Source organism: Streptomyces sp. MJM8645, from assembly GCF_001625365.1.
Lineage (GTDB): Bacteria > Actinomycetota > Actinomycetes > Streptomycetales > Streptomycetaceae > Kitasatospora.
Genome location: NZ_LJJF01000002.1, coordinates 420,208 through 435,448, shown reverse-complemented (window position 1 = coordinate 435,448; position 15,241 = coordinate 420,208). Strand labels below are relative to the sequence as shown.

At 72.1% G+C, this 15,241-nt stretch carries 11 protein-coding genes; 8 read left to right on the top strand and 3 right to left on the bottom strand.

Annotated elements, in window-relative coordinates; genetic code table 11:
• The first annotated feature begins 136 nt into the window (after window positions 1-136).
• The 4 genes from A6F73_RS32650 (at window position 137) to A6F73_RS32635 (ending at window position 5,007) form a co-directional block, all read left to right on the top strand.
• Complete coding sequence (locus tag A6F73_RS32650) at window positions 137-739, top strand: PadR family transcriptional regulator (RefSeq protein WP_063351980.1); 603 nt, start codon at window positions 137-139, stop codon at window positions 737-739.
• Complete coding sequence (locus tag A6F73_RS32645; RefSeq protein WP_063351979.1) at window positions 736-2,499, top strand: sulfatase; 1,764 nt, start codon at window positions 736-738, stop codon at window positions 2,497-2,499. The genes A6F73_RS32650 and A6F73_RS32645 overlap by 4 nt, the downstream gene beginning before the upstream one ends.
• Before the next feature lie 143 nt (window positions 2,500-2,642).
• Window positions 2,643-3,986: an MFS transporter gene (locus A6F73_RS39850; protein ID WP_159398652.1), complete on the top strand. Its 1,344-nt coding sequence runs from the start codon at window positions 2,643-2,645 to the stop codon at window positions 3,984-3,986.
• Window positions 3,987-4,152: 166 nt separating this feature from the next.
• Entirely contained in the window at window positions 4,153-5,007 is an 855-nt protein-coding gene (locus A6F73_RS32635) for a formylglycine-generating enzyme family protein (protein WP_107453175.1), read from the top strand.
• Between the two features lie 105 nt (window positions 5,008-5,112).
• Here the strand turns inward: A6F73_RS32635 and A6F73_RS32630 are convergent, their stop codons facing one another.
• The 3 genes from A6F73_RS32630 to A6F73_RS32620 form a co-directional block, all read right to left on the bottom strand.
• Window positions 5,113-6,429: a HAMP domain-containing sensor histidine kinase gene (locus tag A6F73_RS32630; protein ID WP_063351978.1), complete on the bottom strand. Its 1,317-nt coding sequence runs from the start codon at window positions 6,427-6,429 to the stop codon at window positions 5,113-5,115.
• Window positions 6,429-7,130: a response regulator transcription factor gene (locus A6F73_RS32625; RefSeq protein ID WP_063352709.1), complete on the bottom strand. Its 702-nt coding sequence runs from the start codon at window positions 7,128-7,130 to the stop codon at window positions 6,429-6,431. The genes A6F73_RS32630 and A6F73_RS32625 overlap by 1 nt, the downstream gene beginning before the upstream one ends.
• Window positions 7,131-7,218: 88 nt before the next feature.
• Complete coding sequence (locus tag A6F73_RS32620) at window positions 7,219-8,835, bottom strand: alpha/beta hydrolase (protein WP_159398651.1); 1,617 nt, start codon at window positions 8,833-8,835, stop codon at window positions 7,219-7,221.
• Window positions 8,836-9,251: 416 nt separating this feature from the next.
• Between A6F73_RS32620 and A6F73_RS32615 the strand changes: the two genes are divergently transcribed.
• Genes A6F73_RS32615 through A6F73_RS32600 form a run of 4 tightly spaced genes read left to right on the top strand, consistent with a single transcriptional unit; the run spans window position 9,252 to window position 15,144 of the window.
• A complete protein-coding gene (locus A6F73_RS32615) occupies window positions 9,252-11,156 on the top strand; it encodes an ABC transporter substrate-binding protein (protein WP_079136462.1) in 1,905 nt (634 codons plus the stop codon).
• Between the two features lie 46 nt (window positions 11,157-11,202).
• The gene (locus tag A6F73_RS32610; protein ID WP_063351976.1) at window positions 11,203-12,147 is read left to right on the top strand and encodes an ABC transporter permease; all 945 of its coding nucleotides are present in this window, start codon (window positions 11,203-11,205) and stop codon (window positions 12,145-12,147) included.
• Window positions 12,147-13,064, top strand: coding sequence for an ABC transporter permease (locus A6F73_RS32605; protein WP_079136461.1), 918 nt, complete (start codon window positions 12,147-12,149; stop codon window positions 13,062-13,064). Before A6F73_RS32610 ends, A6F73_RS32605 begins: the two co-directional genes overlap by 1 nt.
• A gap of 19 nt (window positions 13,065-13,083) precedes the next feature.
• Window positions 13,084-15,144 (top strand): ABC transporter ATP-binding protein, encoded by a 2,061-nt coding sequence (locus A6F73_RS32600; protein WP_063351974.1) that lies wholly within the window; start codon window positions 13,084-13,086, stop codon window positions 15,142-15,144.
• The last annotated feature ends 97 nt before the right edge of the window (window positions 15,145-15,241 follow it).

Genomic DNA, 15,241 nt, shown 5'->3' with positions numbered 1-15,241 from the left:
GGCGCAGGTGCTGCGCACTGTGAATCACCGTGAACTCCTATGAACGGTCGGATAATTCGCCGCCCGTCGCGTTGACGTCCCCCATGTCGCGGATAGAACACTGAGCACATAAGTGATTCCGCACATAGGGGGCTCGATGCAGTTCGAGTACGTCCTGCTCGCCTTGCTGGCCGGCCGGCCGTTCAGCGGGTACGACCTGCGCAAGTGGGTCGAGACGGAGGGCCAGTTCCTCCGCTCGCGCGCTCACCACAGCCAGATCTACCGCCTGTTGGGGCGGATGGTGGCGGACGGCTGGGTGGCCTTCGAGGTCGATCCGCGCGAGGGGCGTCCCGACGCGAAGGTGTACCGGCTCACGCCCGTGGGGCGGGAAGCGCTGATGGAGTGGGTGCGCTCCCCGTACGAGCCGCCCAGCCGGTTCCAGGACGCGGACTTCCTCTCCCGCTTCGCCTTCGCCGCGGTCCTGGACCGCGAGGCGGCGATCCGGCTGATCCGCACCGAACTGGACCACCGGCGCGAGCAGATCGCCCGCAACCGGCCCCGCGACCGCACGGTCCGCTTCGAGGACCCGCTGCCCGAGCTGGACCAGGAACTGGCACGCGAGGTCTACGAGGAACTGCACCAGTACGGCGCCGGCGCCATGGACGCGTGGGTGGCCTGGTTGGAGCGCATGCTCCGGCGTCTCGAACAGTGGCAGCCGGGGCACAAGACGCCACCGGCCGGAGAGGGGAGCGCCGCATGAAGGCGATCATGGTGATGTTCGACAGCCTCAACCGGCACATGCTGCCGCCCTACGGCGGGGACTGGACGCACGCGCCGAACTTCGCGCGGCTGGCCGAGCGGTCCGTCACCTTCGACCACGCCTACGCGGGGTCGATGCCGTGCATGCCGGCCCGCCGCGAGATCCACACCGGCCGGTACAACTTCCTGCACCGCAGCTGGGGCCCGCTGGAGCCGTTCGACGACTCCATGCCCGAACTGCTCAAGCAGAACGGGGTGTACACCCACCTGGTCAGCGACCACCCGCACTACTGGGAGGACGGCGGCGCCACCTACCACGGCCGGTACAACACCTGGGAGTTCTTCCGCGGCCAGGAGGGCGACCCGTGGAAGGGCCAGGTGGCAGACCCGGAGATCCCCGAGGACCTGAAGAAGCTCCGGTTCGAGTCCTACCGGCAGGACTGGGTGAACCGCCCGCACCTGGCGACCGAGGACCGCCACCCGCAGACGCTGACCTTCGACGCGGGCCTGGAGTTCGTCCGCACCAACCGGGACGCGGACCGGTGGTTCGTGCAGATCGAGACCTTCGACCCGCACGAGCCGTTCTTCAGCCACCAGCGGTTCAAGGACCTCTACCCGCACGACTACGAAGGCCCGCACTTCGACTGGCCCGACTACAAGCGCGTGGTGGAGACCCCCGGCCAGGTCGAGCACGCCCGGCTGGAGTACGCGGCGCTGCTGTCGATGTGCGACCACTCCCTCGGGCGGGTGCTGGACCTGATGGACGAGCAGGACCTCTGGGACGACACCCTGCTGATCGTCAACACCGACCACGGCCTGCTGCTGGGGGAGAAGGGCTGGTGGGGCAAGACCGTCCAGCCCTGGTACAACGAACTGGTCCACCTGCCGCTGTTCGTGTGGGACCCGCGGGCCGGCAAGGCCGGGGAACGGCGCCGGGCCCTGGTGCAGACGATCGACCTCGCACCGACGCTGCTGGAGTACTTCGGCATCGAGCGCCCCGCGGACGTGCAGGGCCGCCCGCTGCCGGTGGCCGAGGACACCCCGGTACGGGAGGCGGCCCTGTTCGGAATCCACGGCGGCCACGTCAACGTCACCGACGGCCGCTACGTCTACATGCGCGCCCCCGCCACGGCGTACAACGCGCCACTGCTGGAGCACACGCTGATGCCCACCCACATGCGCGGGCGGTTCTCCCCGGCCGAGCTGGCGGATCTTGAGCTGGCGGAGCCGTTCACCTTCACCAAGGGCGTGCGCACCCTGCGCGTCCCCGGCCGCACCTTCATCAACCCCTATCAGCACGGCACCCTGCTGTTCGACCTGGAGGGCGACCCCGAGCAGCGCACCCCCCTCGTCGACGACACGGCCGAGCTGCGGATGGCGATGTTGCTGGTGGAGCTGATGCGCGCGGGCGACGCACCGCCGAGCCAGTACGAGCGCCTCGGCCTGCCGGCCGAGGGTCCGGTCGGCGCGGAGCACCTGCTGGTCCGCGCCCAGCGCGAGCAGGCCGACCGGACCGCCGAGCCGCTGCCCCGCCCGGAGGACTACCCCTCGGGACGCTTCTCGCTGCGGACCCCGGTGTTCGCCCTGATCTCCGACCCGGTCGCCGTGGAGGTGATGCGCAGGCACCTGCCCGGCATCGTCGACTCCGAGTTCCTGCAGTTCCTCGGCCCGACGCCGCTGATCGACGTCGCCGCCCTGGCCGGCGGCCTCACCGACGTGTCGGCCCTGCGCCGGGTGGCCGAGGAACTCGCTGCTCTCTGACCAGCCGGCGCACGATCCCGCCGGCGCACGACCCAGCCGGCGCACCACGTACCGGTGACGGGGTTGCAGCCCCGTCACCGGCGAGCACGCCCCCTTCCCCCGCACTGCCCCTGTGACGAACGATGCGAAGAGCGGAGTCGCGCATGTCCGACCTTATCGAGGGCACCTCCGGGCCCGCCACGAGGACCGGCCCACCCCCGGTCAGAGGCCGGTGGGCCCAGCTCTCGGTCCTCGGCGGCGCCATGCTGGTCGACGGCACCGAGGCCGGCCTGGTCACCGGCCTGTTCCCGGTCATCAGGAACGCCCTCGGCCTCACCCTCGGCTCGCTCGGCGTCCTGACCGCCGCCGGCAAGCTGATCGGCGTGCTCGCGGCCCCCCTGTGGGTGTGGGCGGCACGCCGCTGGTCGCGCAAGAGCGTCCTGGTCCTGTCCACCGGCCTGTGGGGGGTGTGGGGCGTGGCCGCCGGCTTCTCCCGGAACTTCACCGAGCTGCTGGTCTTCCTCACGGTCCTCGCCGCCGGCTACGCGGCCGCCCAGCCGCTGGTCTCCGAGATCATCGGCGACCTGTTCGACCCGGCGTCGCGCGGCCGTGCCGTCGGTGCCCTCTACGGTGCGCTCGCACTGGCAGGCTCGGTGCTCGGCCCGCTCATCGGGCAACTGGCGGGAGTCCACGACGGCTGGCGCTGGGGGCTGTGGGGCATCGGCGTCCTGAACATCCTCTTCGGCGTGGTGCTGCTGCTGTGCTTCCGCGACCCCGGCCGCGGCGCGGCCGAGCGGCAACTCGCCGACCTCGACCGGGCCGCCCGCGAGTCCCGGACGAAGGTCGACCTGGCCACCGTCGTCTCGCTGGTCAAGATCCCCAGCTTCGCGATCCTCCTGGTGTCGCGGCTGCTCTCGGGACACCTGCTGCTCTCCTCGTTCGCCGTCGTCTACCTGGTGGACGTGTTCGGCTTCACCACCCAGCGAGCCGCCGTCGTCCTGATGCCGCTGGGCATCGGATACCTGCTGGGCACCCTGCTGGGCGGCTTCCTCGCCGACTGGGCCACCCGCCGCAGCCCCCGCCACGGGCTTCCCGGCGCGCTCCAGGGCGCCCAGGTCGCCTTCGCCGTCCTCGCCTTCCTGGGCACCCAGGTCCACTACCGCGGCATCGGCGCGTACGCCCTGCTCTTCTGCCTGATGGGTGTCGCCCAGGGCGTCAATCCCAGCCTCAACCGGCCGATGGTCATGGCGGTCACCCCGCCCGAGCTGCGGGCCACCGCCTTCACGATCTACGTCTCGGTCTTCGAAGCCCTCGCGTGGGCCGCCTTCGGCCTGGGCGCCGGCTTCCTCGGCCAGGCGGTCGGACTCCGCCCGGTGTTCCTGGCGGTCCTGGTGGTCCTCATGCTCGTCAACGGCGCCTTCCTGACGCTCCTCCACCTGCCCTACGCGAAAGACGTGGAGCGGGTGCAGCGGGAGCTCGACCTCAGGCGCCAGGCAGCCCTGGCCTGACCCCGGCCCGCCTTGCACGGCCGGCTGAACCCAGTCCCGGCTGAACCCACTCCCGGAGGAACCCGTGAACCTGCCCTCGGCGCCCTGCTGCACGCCCTCGCGAGGCCCCGGCGCGATCCGCCCGCTCCACCTCGCGGCCCCGCGTCCCGCCGGGCCCGCGGACGGCATGGTCCTCCTGCCCGGCGGCGAGTTCCTGATGGGCACCGACGACTCCGAAGGCTTCCCCGACGACGGCGAAGGCCCCGTGCGGCAGGTCCGGCTGGACCCGTTCCTCATCGACGCCCGCGCCGTCACCAACGAGCAGTTCACCGTGTTCGCCGCCGACACCGGCTACCGCACGGACGCCGAACGCCTGGGCTGGTCCTACGTCTTCGCCGGGTTCCTCCCGGCCGCCGTGCGGCGTACCGCCGCTCGGGTGGAGCGGACTCCCTGGTGGTGCGCGGTCACCGGAGCCGCCTGGGACCGGCCCGAGGGTGCGGGCAGCACGGTCGCCGACCGCGGCGACCACCCCGTCGTCCACGTCTCCTGGAACGACGCGCACGCCTACGCCTCCTGGGCCGGCAAGCGCCTGCCCACCGAGGCGGAGTGGGAGTACGCGGCCCGCGGCGGACTCGAACAGGCCCGGTACCCGTGGGGCGACGAACTCGATCCCGACGGCACCCACCGCTGCAACATCTGGCGCGGCACCTTCCCGGCGAAGAACACGGCCGCGGACGGCTACCGCGCCACCGCCCCCGCCGGCTCCTTCGCGCCGAACGGCTTCGGCCTGTACAACATGTCCGGCAACGTGTGGGAGTGGTGCGCCGACTGGTGGACCACCGACCATCCCGCATCCCCGACCCCGGCCAACCCCACCGGCCCCGCCACCGGAACCGCCAAGGTCATCCGCGGCGGCTCCCACCTGTGCCACAAGTCCTACTGCAACCGCTACCGCGTCGCCGCCCGCAGCTCCAACACCCCCGACAGCTCCAGCGGCCACGCCGGCTTCCGCTGCGCCCGCGACGCCGAACGGCCCGACTGACGCGCCGACCCGCCCGCGTGGGGCCACGCCGTTCCGCCGGGCTCGCAGATCCAAGCCCGGGGCTCGCCGATCACCGACCCGCTGTCCTGGCCTCCGGGCGGGCCGTCAGTCCTGAGGGGCGGGCGGCAGGTGGAAGCCGACCTCGGCGCCGCCGGAGGGGGCGGCGGTGGCGAAGACGGTGCCGTGGTCGGCGGCGATGAGGTCGTGGACGATGGCCAGGCCCAGCCCCGAGCCCGGGGTCGACTGGGTGGCGGCGGCGCGGTGGAAGCGCTCGAAGACGGCCTGCCGGTCGCCGGGGGCGATGCCGGGCCCGTGGTCGCGCACGGCGAGGCGGGTGCCGGTGATGTGGACCTCCACCGGGGTGCCGTCCGGGCTGAACTTGACGGCGTTGCCGACCAGGTTGTCCACGCAGCGCTGCAGCGCGCGCGGGCGGGCCTGCACCGGCACGGGCCGTTCGGCGGTGACGGTGATCTCGCGGCCGGTGCGGCGCAGGAAGCGCCGGGCGCTGTCCTCGGCGGCGGCCGTCAGGTCCACCGGCTCCGGGTCCTCCACGGTCTGCTGGTCGGTGGCCAACTCGACCAGCTCGCGGACGAGTTCGTCGAGTGCGACGGTTTCGGTGACCAGGGTGGCGAGGATCTGCTCCTCGTCCGCGGGGGCGAGCCGGCCGCGGGCGCGCTGGAGGAGTTCGGCGCAGCCGCGTACCGAGGTCAGCGGGGTGCGCAGCTCGTGGCTGGCGTCCTGGACCAGGCGCTGCTGCTGGTCGCGGGAGCGGCGCAGGGCGCCGACCATCGCCTCGAAGGCGCGGGTGAGGCGGCCGACTTCGTCGCGTCCGGCGGCGGGCAGCGGGGTGGCCAGGTCGCGGGTGGTGGTGATGTGTTCGGCGGCGCGGGCCAGGCGCCGCACCGGGCGCAGGATCCGGCCGAGGACGAGCCAGCTGAGCAGCGCGGAGGCGGCCGCGGCCGCGGCGCTGGTCCAGGTGATGCGGCGCAGGAACGCGTCGTCGACGGTCTGCGCCCCGGCGTAGGTCTGGCCGACCATCACCGCGCCCTGCCCGTCGGGGCGGGCCTTGGTGAGGATGCCGTAGGGGGTGCCGTCGACGGTGGCGTCCTCCTGGTGGGCGCCCTGCGCGGTACGGGCCACCTCCCGGGCCCGGGCCGAGACCGGCAGCGCCGGGCCGCCCGGGGCCCCCAGCGGCCGGGTGGTGCCGTCGGGCAGCAGCAGCTGTTCGACGGTGTCGGGCCGTGCGGGCGGGGGGCGATCGAGGTCCAGGGCGGCGAGCACGGTGTGGGCCCGGTCCTCCAGGCTCCGGTCGAGCTGGTCGGCGACCAGGGTGCTGACACCGCGGTAGGCGGCGGTGACGGGCACGGCGATGGCCAGCAGGACGGAGGCGAGGACCACGAGGCCGATCCTGGTGCGCAGCATCAGGCGGTCCTGGCGGTGTAGCCGACGTTGCGCACGGTGTGGATCAGCCGGGGCGCGCCGCCGTCCTCGGTCTTGCGGCGCAGGTAGCCGATGTAGACGTCGAGTGAGCGCGAGTCGGTGTCGAAGTCGTAGCCCCAGATGCGTTCGTAGATCTGGTGGCGGGTCAGGACGGTGCCCTGGTTGCGCAGGAGTAGTTCCAGCAGGTCGAACTCGGTCTTGGTCAGGTCGAGCCGGCGCCCGGCGCGGTGGGCCTGGCGGGTGCCGGGGTCCAGGGCGAGGTCGTCGAGGCCGAGTTCGGCGCTCTCGCCGCCGAGCGGCTCGGTGCGGCGCAGCAGGGCGCGTATGCGGGCCAGGAGTTCCTCGGTGGCGAAGGGCTTGGCCAGGTAGTCGTCGGCGCCGGCGTCGAGCCCGGCGACCCGGTCGCCGAGCTGGTGGCGGGCGGTGAGGACCAGGACGGGCAGGCGGTCGCCGCGCCGGCGCAGCATCCGGCACAGCGCGAGGCCGTCGAGGCGGGGCATGACCACGTCCACCACGGCGAGGTCGGGGTGCCGGTGCTCCAGGAGCTCCAGGGCCTCCTGTCCGTCGGCGGTGGTGAGTACCCGGTAGCCCTCGAAGCGCAGCAGGTGGTCGAGGGTGTTGCGGACGCCGGGGTCGTCCTCGACGACCAGGACGGTGCGCCGGGCGGCGGTGGGATCTGTCATGGTGTCATCTTCGCTGGTGGCGGGCGTGGTCATGCCGGTCGGGGGCGGTCGGTCGGCGGGTCGGGCGGCCGGTCAGGGGGTCGGCAGGTCAGCGGGGGACCGGGACGACGGGGACCGGGGGGATGTGCGCGAGGCAGGAGGTGTCGCCGACCGTGCCGGTGCGGATGAAGTGGGTGGAGATGTCCACCGCGCAGCCGGTGGACTCCATCTCCGGGACGTGCCCGCTGTTGGGCACCGAGACGAAGGCGCTGCGGCGGAACTGGGCGGCGGAAAGACGGGAGTTGGCCTCGGGGGTGTTGGTGTCGAGGTCCCCGGAGAGCACCAGGACGGGCACGTCGGGCACGTTCTTCAGGTCGGTCGGCTGCGGGTCGGCGGTGCCGCGGCGCGGCCAGGACAGGCAGTTGTCGCCGCCGTCGGTCTGTCCCTCGGTCCAGCCCTTGACGCTGAAGGCACCGAAGTCGGCCGGGTCGGTGGCGGCCAGCGCGGCCCGGTACTGGCGGCGGCGCTCGGCGGGCGGGGCGGCCGGGTCCCAGGCGCGGGCGTAGTCGTTGCAGGTGACGGCCAGGAAGGAGGCCTGGTCCTCGGTGCCGGTGTGCTCGACCTCGGCGCGCACCAGGGCGGTCAGCGGTGCGTCGTCGCCCGTGGCGAGGGCGTGCAGGGCGGCCGGCAGCGCGCCGAGCAGACCGGGCTCCTCGGGGTGCAGGCCGATGCCCCGGGTGGCGGGTTCGTACATCAGGTCGGCGAGCTTGTCCTCGCTGAAGACCACGGTGCGCGGCCTGCCGCCGAGGGAGGCGGTCAGCACCAGCGGGCGGGTGCGCAGCCGCTCGGTGGTGGCGGCGAGGTCGCGGACGGCGCCTTCCGGGTCGCAGGCCTCGCTGCGCTCGCAGATCCGGCGCAGCGTCAGGGAGACCTGCTGGGCGCCGGGCCGGGCCAGGGAGTCGAAGGCGAGCGGGTAGGCGCCGGACAGCACCATCGACTCGACCCGCTGGGGGTGGCGGTCGGCGTAGACCGGCATCAGGTAGGTGCCGTACGACAGGCCGTACAGGACCAGCTTCGGGGCTCCCAGCCGCGCGCGGGCGGCATCGAGGTCGTCGGCGGTGGCGGCGCTGGTGTAGCCGCGGGCGCGCGGGCCGAGTTCCCCGGCGCAGTCGGCGACGAGCTCGCGCTGGGCGGGGCGCGGGGCGAAGCGGTAGTCGGCTTCGGTGACGTCGCAGGGCAGTCGGCCGGAGCGGCCGGTGCCGCGCGGGTCCAGCAGGAGCAGGTCGTAGTCGTCCAGCACCCCCTGCAGTGCCCCGGCCACCTGGTCGGCGCGGTCGATGAGGGTCTCGCCGGGGCCGCCGGGGTTGACCGCGATGGTGCCCAGGGCGGGGCCGGGGCGGCTGTGGCGCACCACCGCATAGCTCACGCCGATGCCGCCCAGGCGCGGCTCGTCCGCCACCAGCGGGCGGCGCATGGTCGTGCAGTCGACCTGGTGCCCGGGGATGGTCGGGCACCACGCGGGCCGGCCCGCCGCCCCGGTGGGGGCGGCCTGCGCGGGCGAGGCGGTGGTGACCGGCAGCACCGCGGCCAGCACCGCCAGCGCGGCGGCGGCCAGCCCGCTCCGGCGGGCCGGCTCCTTCGCCCGGCTCGCGGTCGTCTCAGCCTCCGTGCCGGTCGTCTCTGCCGCCATGCTCGCCGCCATGCTCGCTGCCGTGTTCGTCGTCATCGTGGTGCCCTCCGTGCGTCCTGCGCGTCCTGCGGTCGGTGTGGGCACGACCCTGCCGGGTGCCGGTCAGCGGTTCGGCAGAGCGACGACAAAGGCAGGTAAGAACTCTGGCCGGTCCCTCCGCCGGAACCATGCGACGCAGCGTCAAGATCCTTTCCTTGATGGAAACTTGACGAACACGAGTCGTCCCCAAGGCTTCTCTCTGTTCGAAAAATCGGTCTAACTAATAGCACCGGACGGGGCAGGGCCAGCACGCAGCAAGCGGCTGAAGCCCACGGACGCCGGTGCCTTCCCGCCGTCGGGAAAGCCGCTCACCTTGCCCGGCCACGGCATCGCCATGCCCGCGTCGGCGAACCGTCAGGTCGCGCAAGGAAAGAACTCGTGGTGTTCACGTGGGGGAGAGGGGCAAGTCAAGGATGACGAAGTCCGCAGGAGCGCGCAGATTCGCGCAGGTGGTGGCGCTGGTCACGGTGGTGGCAACCGCCGCGGCCTGCAGTGGCGGCGGTGGGGGCGGCGGCAGCGGCAACCCGGGGCCGGCCGGAGCGGCGGTGCAGGGGGGTGTGGTGCGGGTCGCCGAGGCGCCGTCCACCTTCCCGGACGCCATCTGGCCGTTCGACTCCCCGGCTCAGGTCAGCACGGTGAACACCAGTCAGTTCCAGGAGCTGTTCTACCGCCCCCTGTACTACTGGGGCCTGAACGACAAGGTCACCCTCGACCCGGAGGTGTCCCTCGGCGAGGCGCCCACCTGGAGCGCGGACGGCACGACCGTCACCGTCCAGGTCAAGCCGTGGAAGTGGTCCAACGGTGAGGACGTCAACGCCCAGGACGTGCTGTTCTGGATCAACATGGCCAAGGCCGAGTCGTCGAACAGCGGCTACTACACCCCGCCGAACCCGGCGATCGGCGCCAAGTACTTCCCGGACAACGTGGCTTCGGCGACCGCCTCGGGCCAGACCCTGACGCTGACCCTCAACACCCCGGTCAACCAGACCTGGTTCACCGACGACGAGCTCAGCCAGATCACCCCGATGCCGCTCGCCTGGGACCTCACCGGCCAGGGGCAGAAGGGCAGTTGCGCGAGCGACGCGTTCGGCTCGGACGCCGCCGCGAAGGACTGCGCGGCCGACTACGCCTACCTCAGCGCGCAGTCGACCAAGGGCGGCGACTTCGCGGGCAGCCCGCTGTGGTCGGTGGTCGACGGCCCGTGGAAGCTCAAGAACTACAACGGCACCTCCGGCGCGTACGGGATCGTGCCGAACACCGCCTACTCGGGCCCGCAGAAGCCGCACCTCGACGAGGTGGACTTCGTCCCCTACACCTCGGCCACCACCGAGTACGCGGACCTGAAGGCCGGCAGCGGCGGCGCCAACGCCATCGACGTCGGCTACCTGCCGGCCGAGAACTCCCCGACCTTCAACGCCAAGAACCCGGACGCGGGCAACCCGTTGAGCAGCGCGGGCTACTACATCCCGGCCCCGACCTACCTGGACGAGATCTCGTACTACCAGATCAACTTCGCCAACCCGGCCGTGGGCCCGCTGTTCAAGCAGCCCTACTTCACCAAGGCCGTCCAGGACACCGTCGACCAGCAGGGCATCATCAACGGCATCTGGAAGGGCTGGGGCTACCCGAGCACCGGCGCCGTGCCCAGCCTCCCGGCCGGCAACCCGCTCTCCCCCAAGAGCCAGTCCGAGCGGGCCACCTACGACCCGGCGGCCGCCAAACAGCTGCTGAGCAGCCACGGCTGGAACACCGACAGCGTCCCGGCCACCTGCACCGACCCGGGCACTGGCCCGAACCAGTGCGGCGCCGGCATCGCGGCGGGCACCAAGGCCGCGTTCACGCTCGACTACCCCTCCGGCCAGGCCGCGCTGGACACCATGGCGGCGGACATGCGCTCGGACGCGGCCAAGGCGGGCATCGGCATCACCATGGTCAGCCAGACCCAGAACACCATCGGCAACGAGGGCGTGGCCTGCAGCGACGCGCAGCCGGCCGGCTGCCAGTGGCAGGGCCTGCTCTACGGCGGCTGGGTCTACGCCCCCGACTACTACCCGACCGGCGACGCGCTGTTCGCCACCGGAGCCGGGCCGAACGTCTGGAGCTTCTCCGACCCGAAGCTGGACCAGCTGATCGTCAAGACCACGACCGGCAGCGACGTCAACGACCTGTACGCCTACGAGGACTACATCGCGGGCGTCCAGCCGGTCATCTACACCCCCAACACGCTCGCGATCAGCGAGGTCACCAAGAAGCTGCACCTCGACGCCGGTGACCCCTTCCAGGGCTACGAGCCGGAGTACTGGTACTACACGAAATGACGGCCATCCGTAACGGCGTCGCCGCTGCCCCCCTCGGGGGGCGGCGGTGACGGCCTACCTCATCCGACGGCTGTTCCAGGCCCTCCTGACGGTGCTGATGGTCACCGTCATCTCCTTCGGCCTGATGCAGCTCATGCCGGGCGGCCCGGTCCGGGCGATCCTCGGCTCCCACGCCACCCCGGCCAACATCGCCCACCTGACCCAGCAGATGGGTCTGGACCGCCCCGTCTACGTGCAGTACTGGACCTGGCTGGACGGCCTGTTGCACGGCAACCTGGGCTTCGACTACATCCAGCAGCGCCCGATCTCCGACCTGCTGTTCAACGCCCTCGGCGCCTCCGCCTACATCGTCGGCGCCTCGCTGCTGCTCGCACTGCTGATCGCGGTGCCGGCGGGCCTGCTCCAGGCGACCCGCCGCAACAGCGTGCTGGACCACGCCTTCACGGTGTTCTCCTTCGTCGCCTACGGCGTGCCGACGTTCTTCATCGGCTTCCTGATCCAGCAGTGGTTCGAGGACGACCTGCACTGGGTCTCGGTGCAGGACCAGGTGGCCACCTTCGGTGACGCGCTGACCCACCCCGGGGCCGTCTGCCTGCCCGTCCTGACCCTGACCGTCACCACCGTGGCCGGCTACAGCCGGTACATGCGCTCCGGGGTGCTGGACCAGATCACCCAGGACTACGTACGGTCCGCCCAGGCCAAGGGCGCCTCCCGGCGCCGCACCCTGTACGGCCACGTGCTGCGCAACGCCCTGATCCCGATGGTCACCCTGGTCGGCCTCTCGCTGCCCGCGCTGGTCGGCGGCGCGCTGATCGTCGAGTACGTCTTCAACATCCAGGGCATCGGCCTGCTGACCACCCGTGCCGCGCTGCAGAACGACTACGGCATCACCTTGGCGGCCACCCTGCTCACCGCGGTGACCACCGTGGTCGGCTCGCTGCTGGCCGACGTCGGCTACGCCGTGCTGGACCCACGAGTGAGGCTCACCTGATGGCCCTGACACACGATTCGACGGAAGGTCGGCCCGCCTCCGCCCCGGGCGGGGAGCCGGCCGGGCGGCCCCGCTCGATGCTCCGGCGCGGCGCGGAGGTCTTCGCCGAGAACAGGCTGGCCCTGGTCGCCGTCGTCGTCCTGGTCGCGATCATCGCCTTCTGCTTCCTCGGCCCGCTGTTCTACCACGCCGACACCTCGGTGGTGAACCTCTCCGCCGTCACCCTGCCGCCGGGCGCCGGGCACCCGCTCGGCACGGACAACGACGGCATCGACGAGCTCGGCAAGGTGATGGTCGGCGGGCAGACCAGCCTGGAGATCGGCCTCGCCGCCGGTCTGATCGCCGCCGTCCTCGGCGCGCTGTACGGCGCGGTCGCGGGCTACCTGGGCGGCTGGATCGACGCGTTGATGATGCGGGTGATCGACTCCTTCATGTCCTTCCCGCTGATCTTCCTGCTGATCTACCTCAGCAGCGTCTACGGGAAGAGCAAGACCATGCTGATCCTGGAGGTCGGCCTGACCTCCTGGTTCGGCATCACCCGCCTGGTCCGCGGCGAGGCCCTGGCGATCAAGGTCCGCGAGTACGTGGCCGCGTCCCGGATGATGGGCGCGGGCGGCCGACGGATCGTGCTGAAGCACATCCTGCCCAACACCATCGGGACGACGATCGTCAACACCACGTTCTCGATCGCCGACGCGGTCTTCGCCCTGTCCACGCTCAGCTACATCGGCCTGGGCCTCCAGGCCCCCAACAACGACCTGGGGGGCATGCTCGACGTCGGCACCACCTTCGCCGGCCAGGGCTGCTGGTGGATGATCTATCCGCCCGCCGCCGTGATCATCCTGGTCATCCTGTGCTTCAACGTGATCGGCGACGCCCTGCGCGACGCCTTCGAAACCCGGCTGCAGAAGCGGTGAACCCGACGGAGGATCAGCAGTGGCGCTCCTCGAAGTGACCGGCCTGCGCACCGAGATCCGGCTGAAGCGCTCGGTGGTGCACGCCCTGGACGGCGTCGACCTCGCGGTGGACGTGGGCGAGACCCTCGGCATCGTCGGCGAGTCGGGCTGCGGCAAGACCATGACCGCCATGTCGATCATGCAGCTGCTGCCCAACGGCGGCAGCGTCGTCGACGGCCGGGTCCTGCTCGACGGCCGCGACCTGCTCGCGCTCGGCCCCGAGAAGATGGACCGGGTGCGCGGCAACGACATCGGGATGATCTTCCAGGACCCGACCACCTCGCTCAACCCGACGATGACCATCGGCCGGCAGATCTCCGAGTCCGTGCGCATCCACCGCCGGGCCTCCCGGAAGGAGGCGCACGAGCGCGCCGTCGAGGTGCTGTCCCTGGTGGGGATGCCCAGCCCGGCCCGGCGGGCCCTGGTCTACCCGCACGAACTGTCCGGCGGGATGCGCCAACGGGCCATGATCGCCATGGCCCTGGCCAACGAGCCCAAACTGCTCATCGCCGACGAGCCGACCACCGCCCTCGACGTCACCGTCCAGAAGCAGATCCTCGAACTCATCGACCACCTCAAGCAGCAGCTCGGCATGGCCGTCATCCTCGTCACCCACGACCTCGGCGTCATCGCCGGACGGGCCGACCGGATCGCCGTCATGTACGCCGGGAAGGTCGTCGAGACCACCGGCACCGAGGAGCTCTACACCCACCCCCGCCACCCGTACACCGAGGCGCTGTTCGAATCGCTGCCGGAACGTTTCGCCGAGTCCGGCGGCCGGCTCTACTCGATCCCCGGCCTGCCGCCGGACCTGACCACCCCACCGCCCGGCTGCCGGTTCGCCGCGCGCTGCCGCTACGCCACCGAGCAGTGCCACACGCAGGAGCCGCCGCTGTCCGGGGAGGTCCCGGAACACCGCTACGCCTGCTACTTCCCGGTCGGCGAGGCCGAGCCGGGCGGCCGCCCGACGGCCGTGGCGCCGCGCCCGGCGACGGCCGTAGGGGCCCCGGAGGTGCGGGCCGCTGCGGTGCCCGAGGAGGCGCCGGCCGAGCCGCTGCTGCGCATCGACAACCTGGTCAAGGAGTACGCGGTCACCAGCGGCCTGATCCTGCGCCGGGCCGTGGGCGCGGTCAGCGCCGTGGCCGACATCTCCCTGACGGTCCGCCGGGGAGAGACGCTCGGCCTGGTCGGCGAGTCCGGCTGCGGCAAGACCACCGTCGGCAAGCTCATCGTCGGCCTGGAGCGGCCCACCAGCGGCAGCCTGGTGTTCGAGGGCCGGGACCTGGCCCTGGCGCCACGGGCCGAGCGCCGCCGACTGCGCCGGGACGTCCAGCTGATGTTCCAGGACTCCTACGCGGCGATGAACCCGCGGATGCCCGTCCACTCGATCATGCGCGAGCCGCTGGACATCCACCGGGTCGACGGCCAGGCCGAGCGCGACCGGCGGATCAGGCAGATCTTCGACCTGGTCGGCCTGCCGCTCACCGCCCTGGACCGCTACCCGCACGAGTTCTCCGGCGGCCAGCGCCAGCGCATCGGACTGGCCCGCGCGCTGGCCCTGCGCCCCAAGCTCATCGTCGCGGACGAGCCCGTCTCGGCCCTGGACGTGTCGATCCAGTCGCAGGTGCTCAACCTGATGAGCGATCTGCAGGGCGAACTCGGACTGTCGTACCTGTTCATCTCGCACGACCTGTCCGTGGTCCGGTACCTGTCCGACCGGATCGGCGTGATGTACCTGGGCAAGCTGGTGGAGATCGGCCCCGCGCCGTCGGTGTACGCCCGGCCGGTGCACCACTACACCCGCGGCCTGCTGGACACCATCCCCGTGGCCGACCCGGTGGTGGAGAAGGCCAAGAGCAGCCGGGGCGTCGCCGGGGAGCTCCCGTCCGCGATCGACCCGCCGTCCGGCTGCCGCTTCCGCACCCGCTGCGCGGCGGCGCAGCAGATCTGCGCGGAGGTCGAGCCACCGCTCACCGCCTTCGGCCCCGACGACCACCTGGCCGCCTGCCACTTCCCCCTGCGGGCCGCCCCGGTCCGCTGAATCGCGCCCCGGGCCATGCCCCCTCCGGGAGCGGGCCGGCGAGGCCGTCGGCGATGCGCACACGGCGGGCACATGGCGATGGGCACACGGCGGTGGA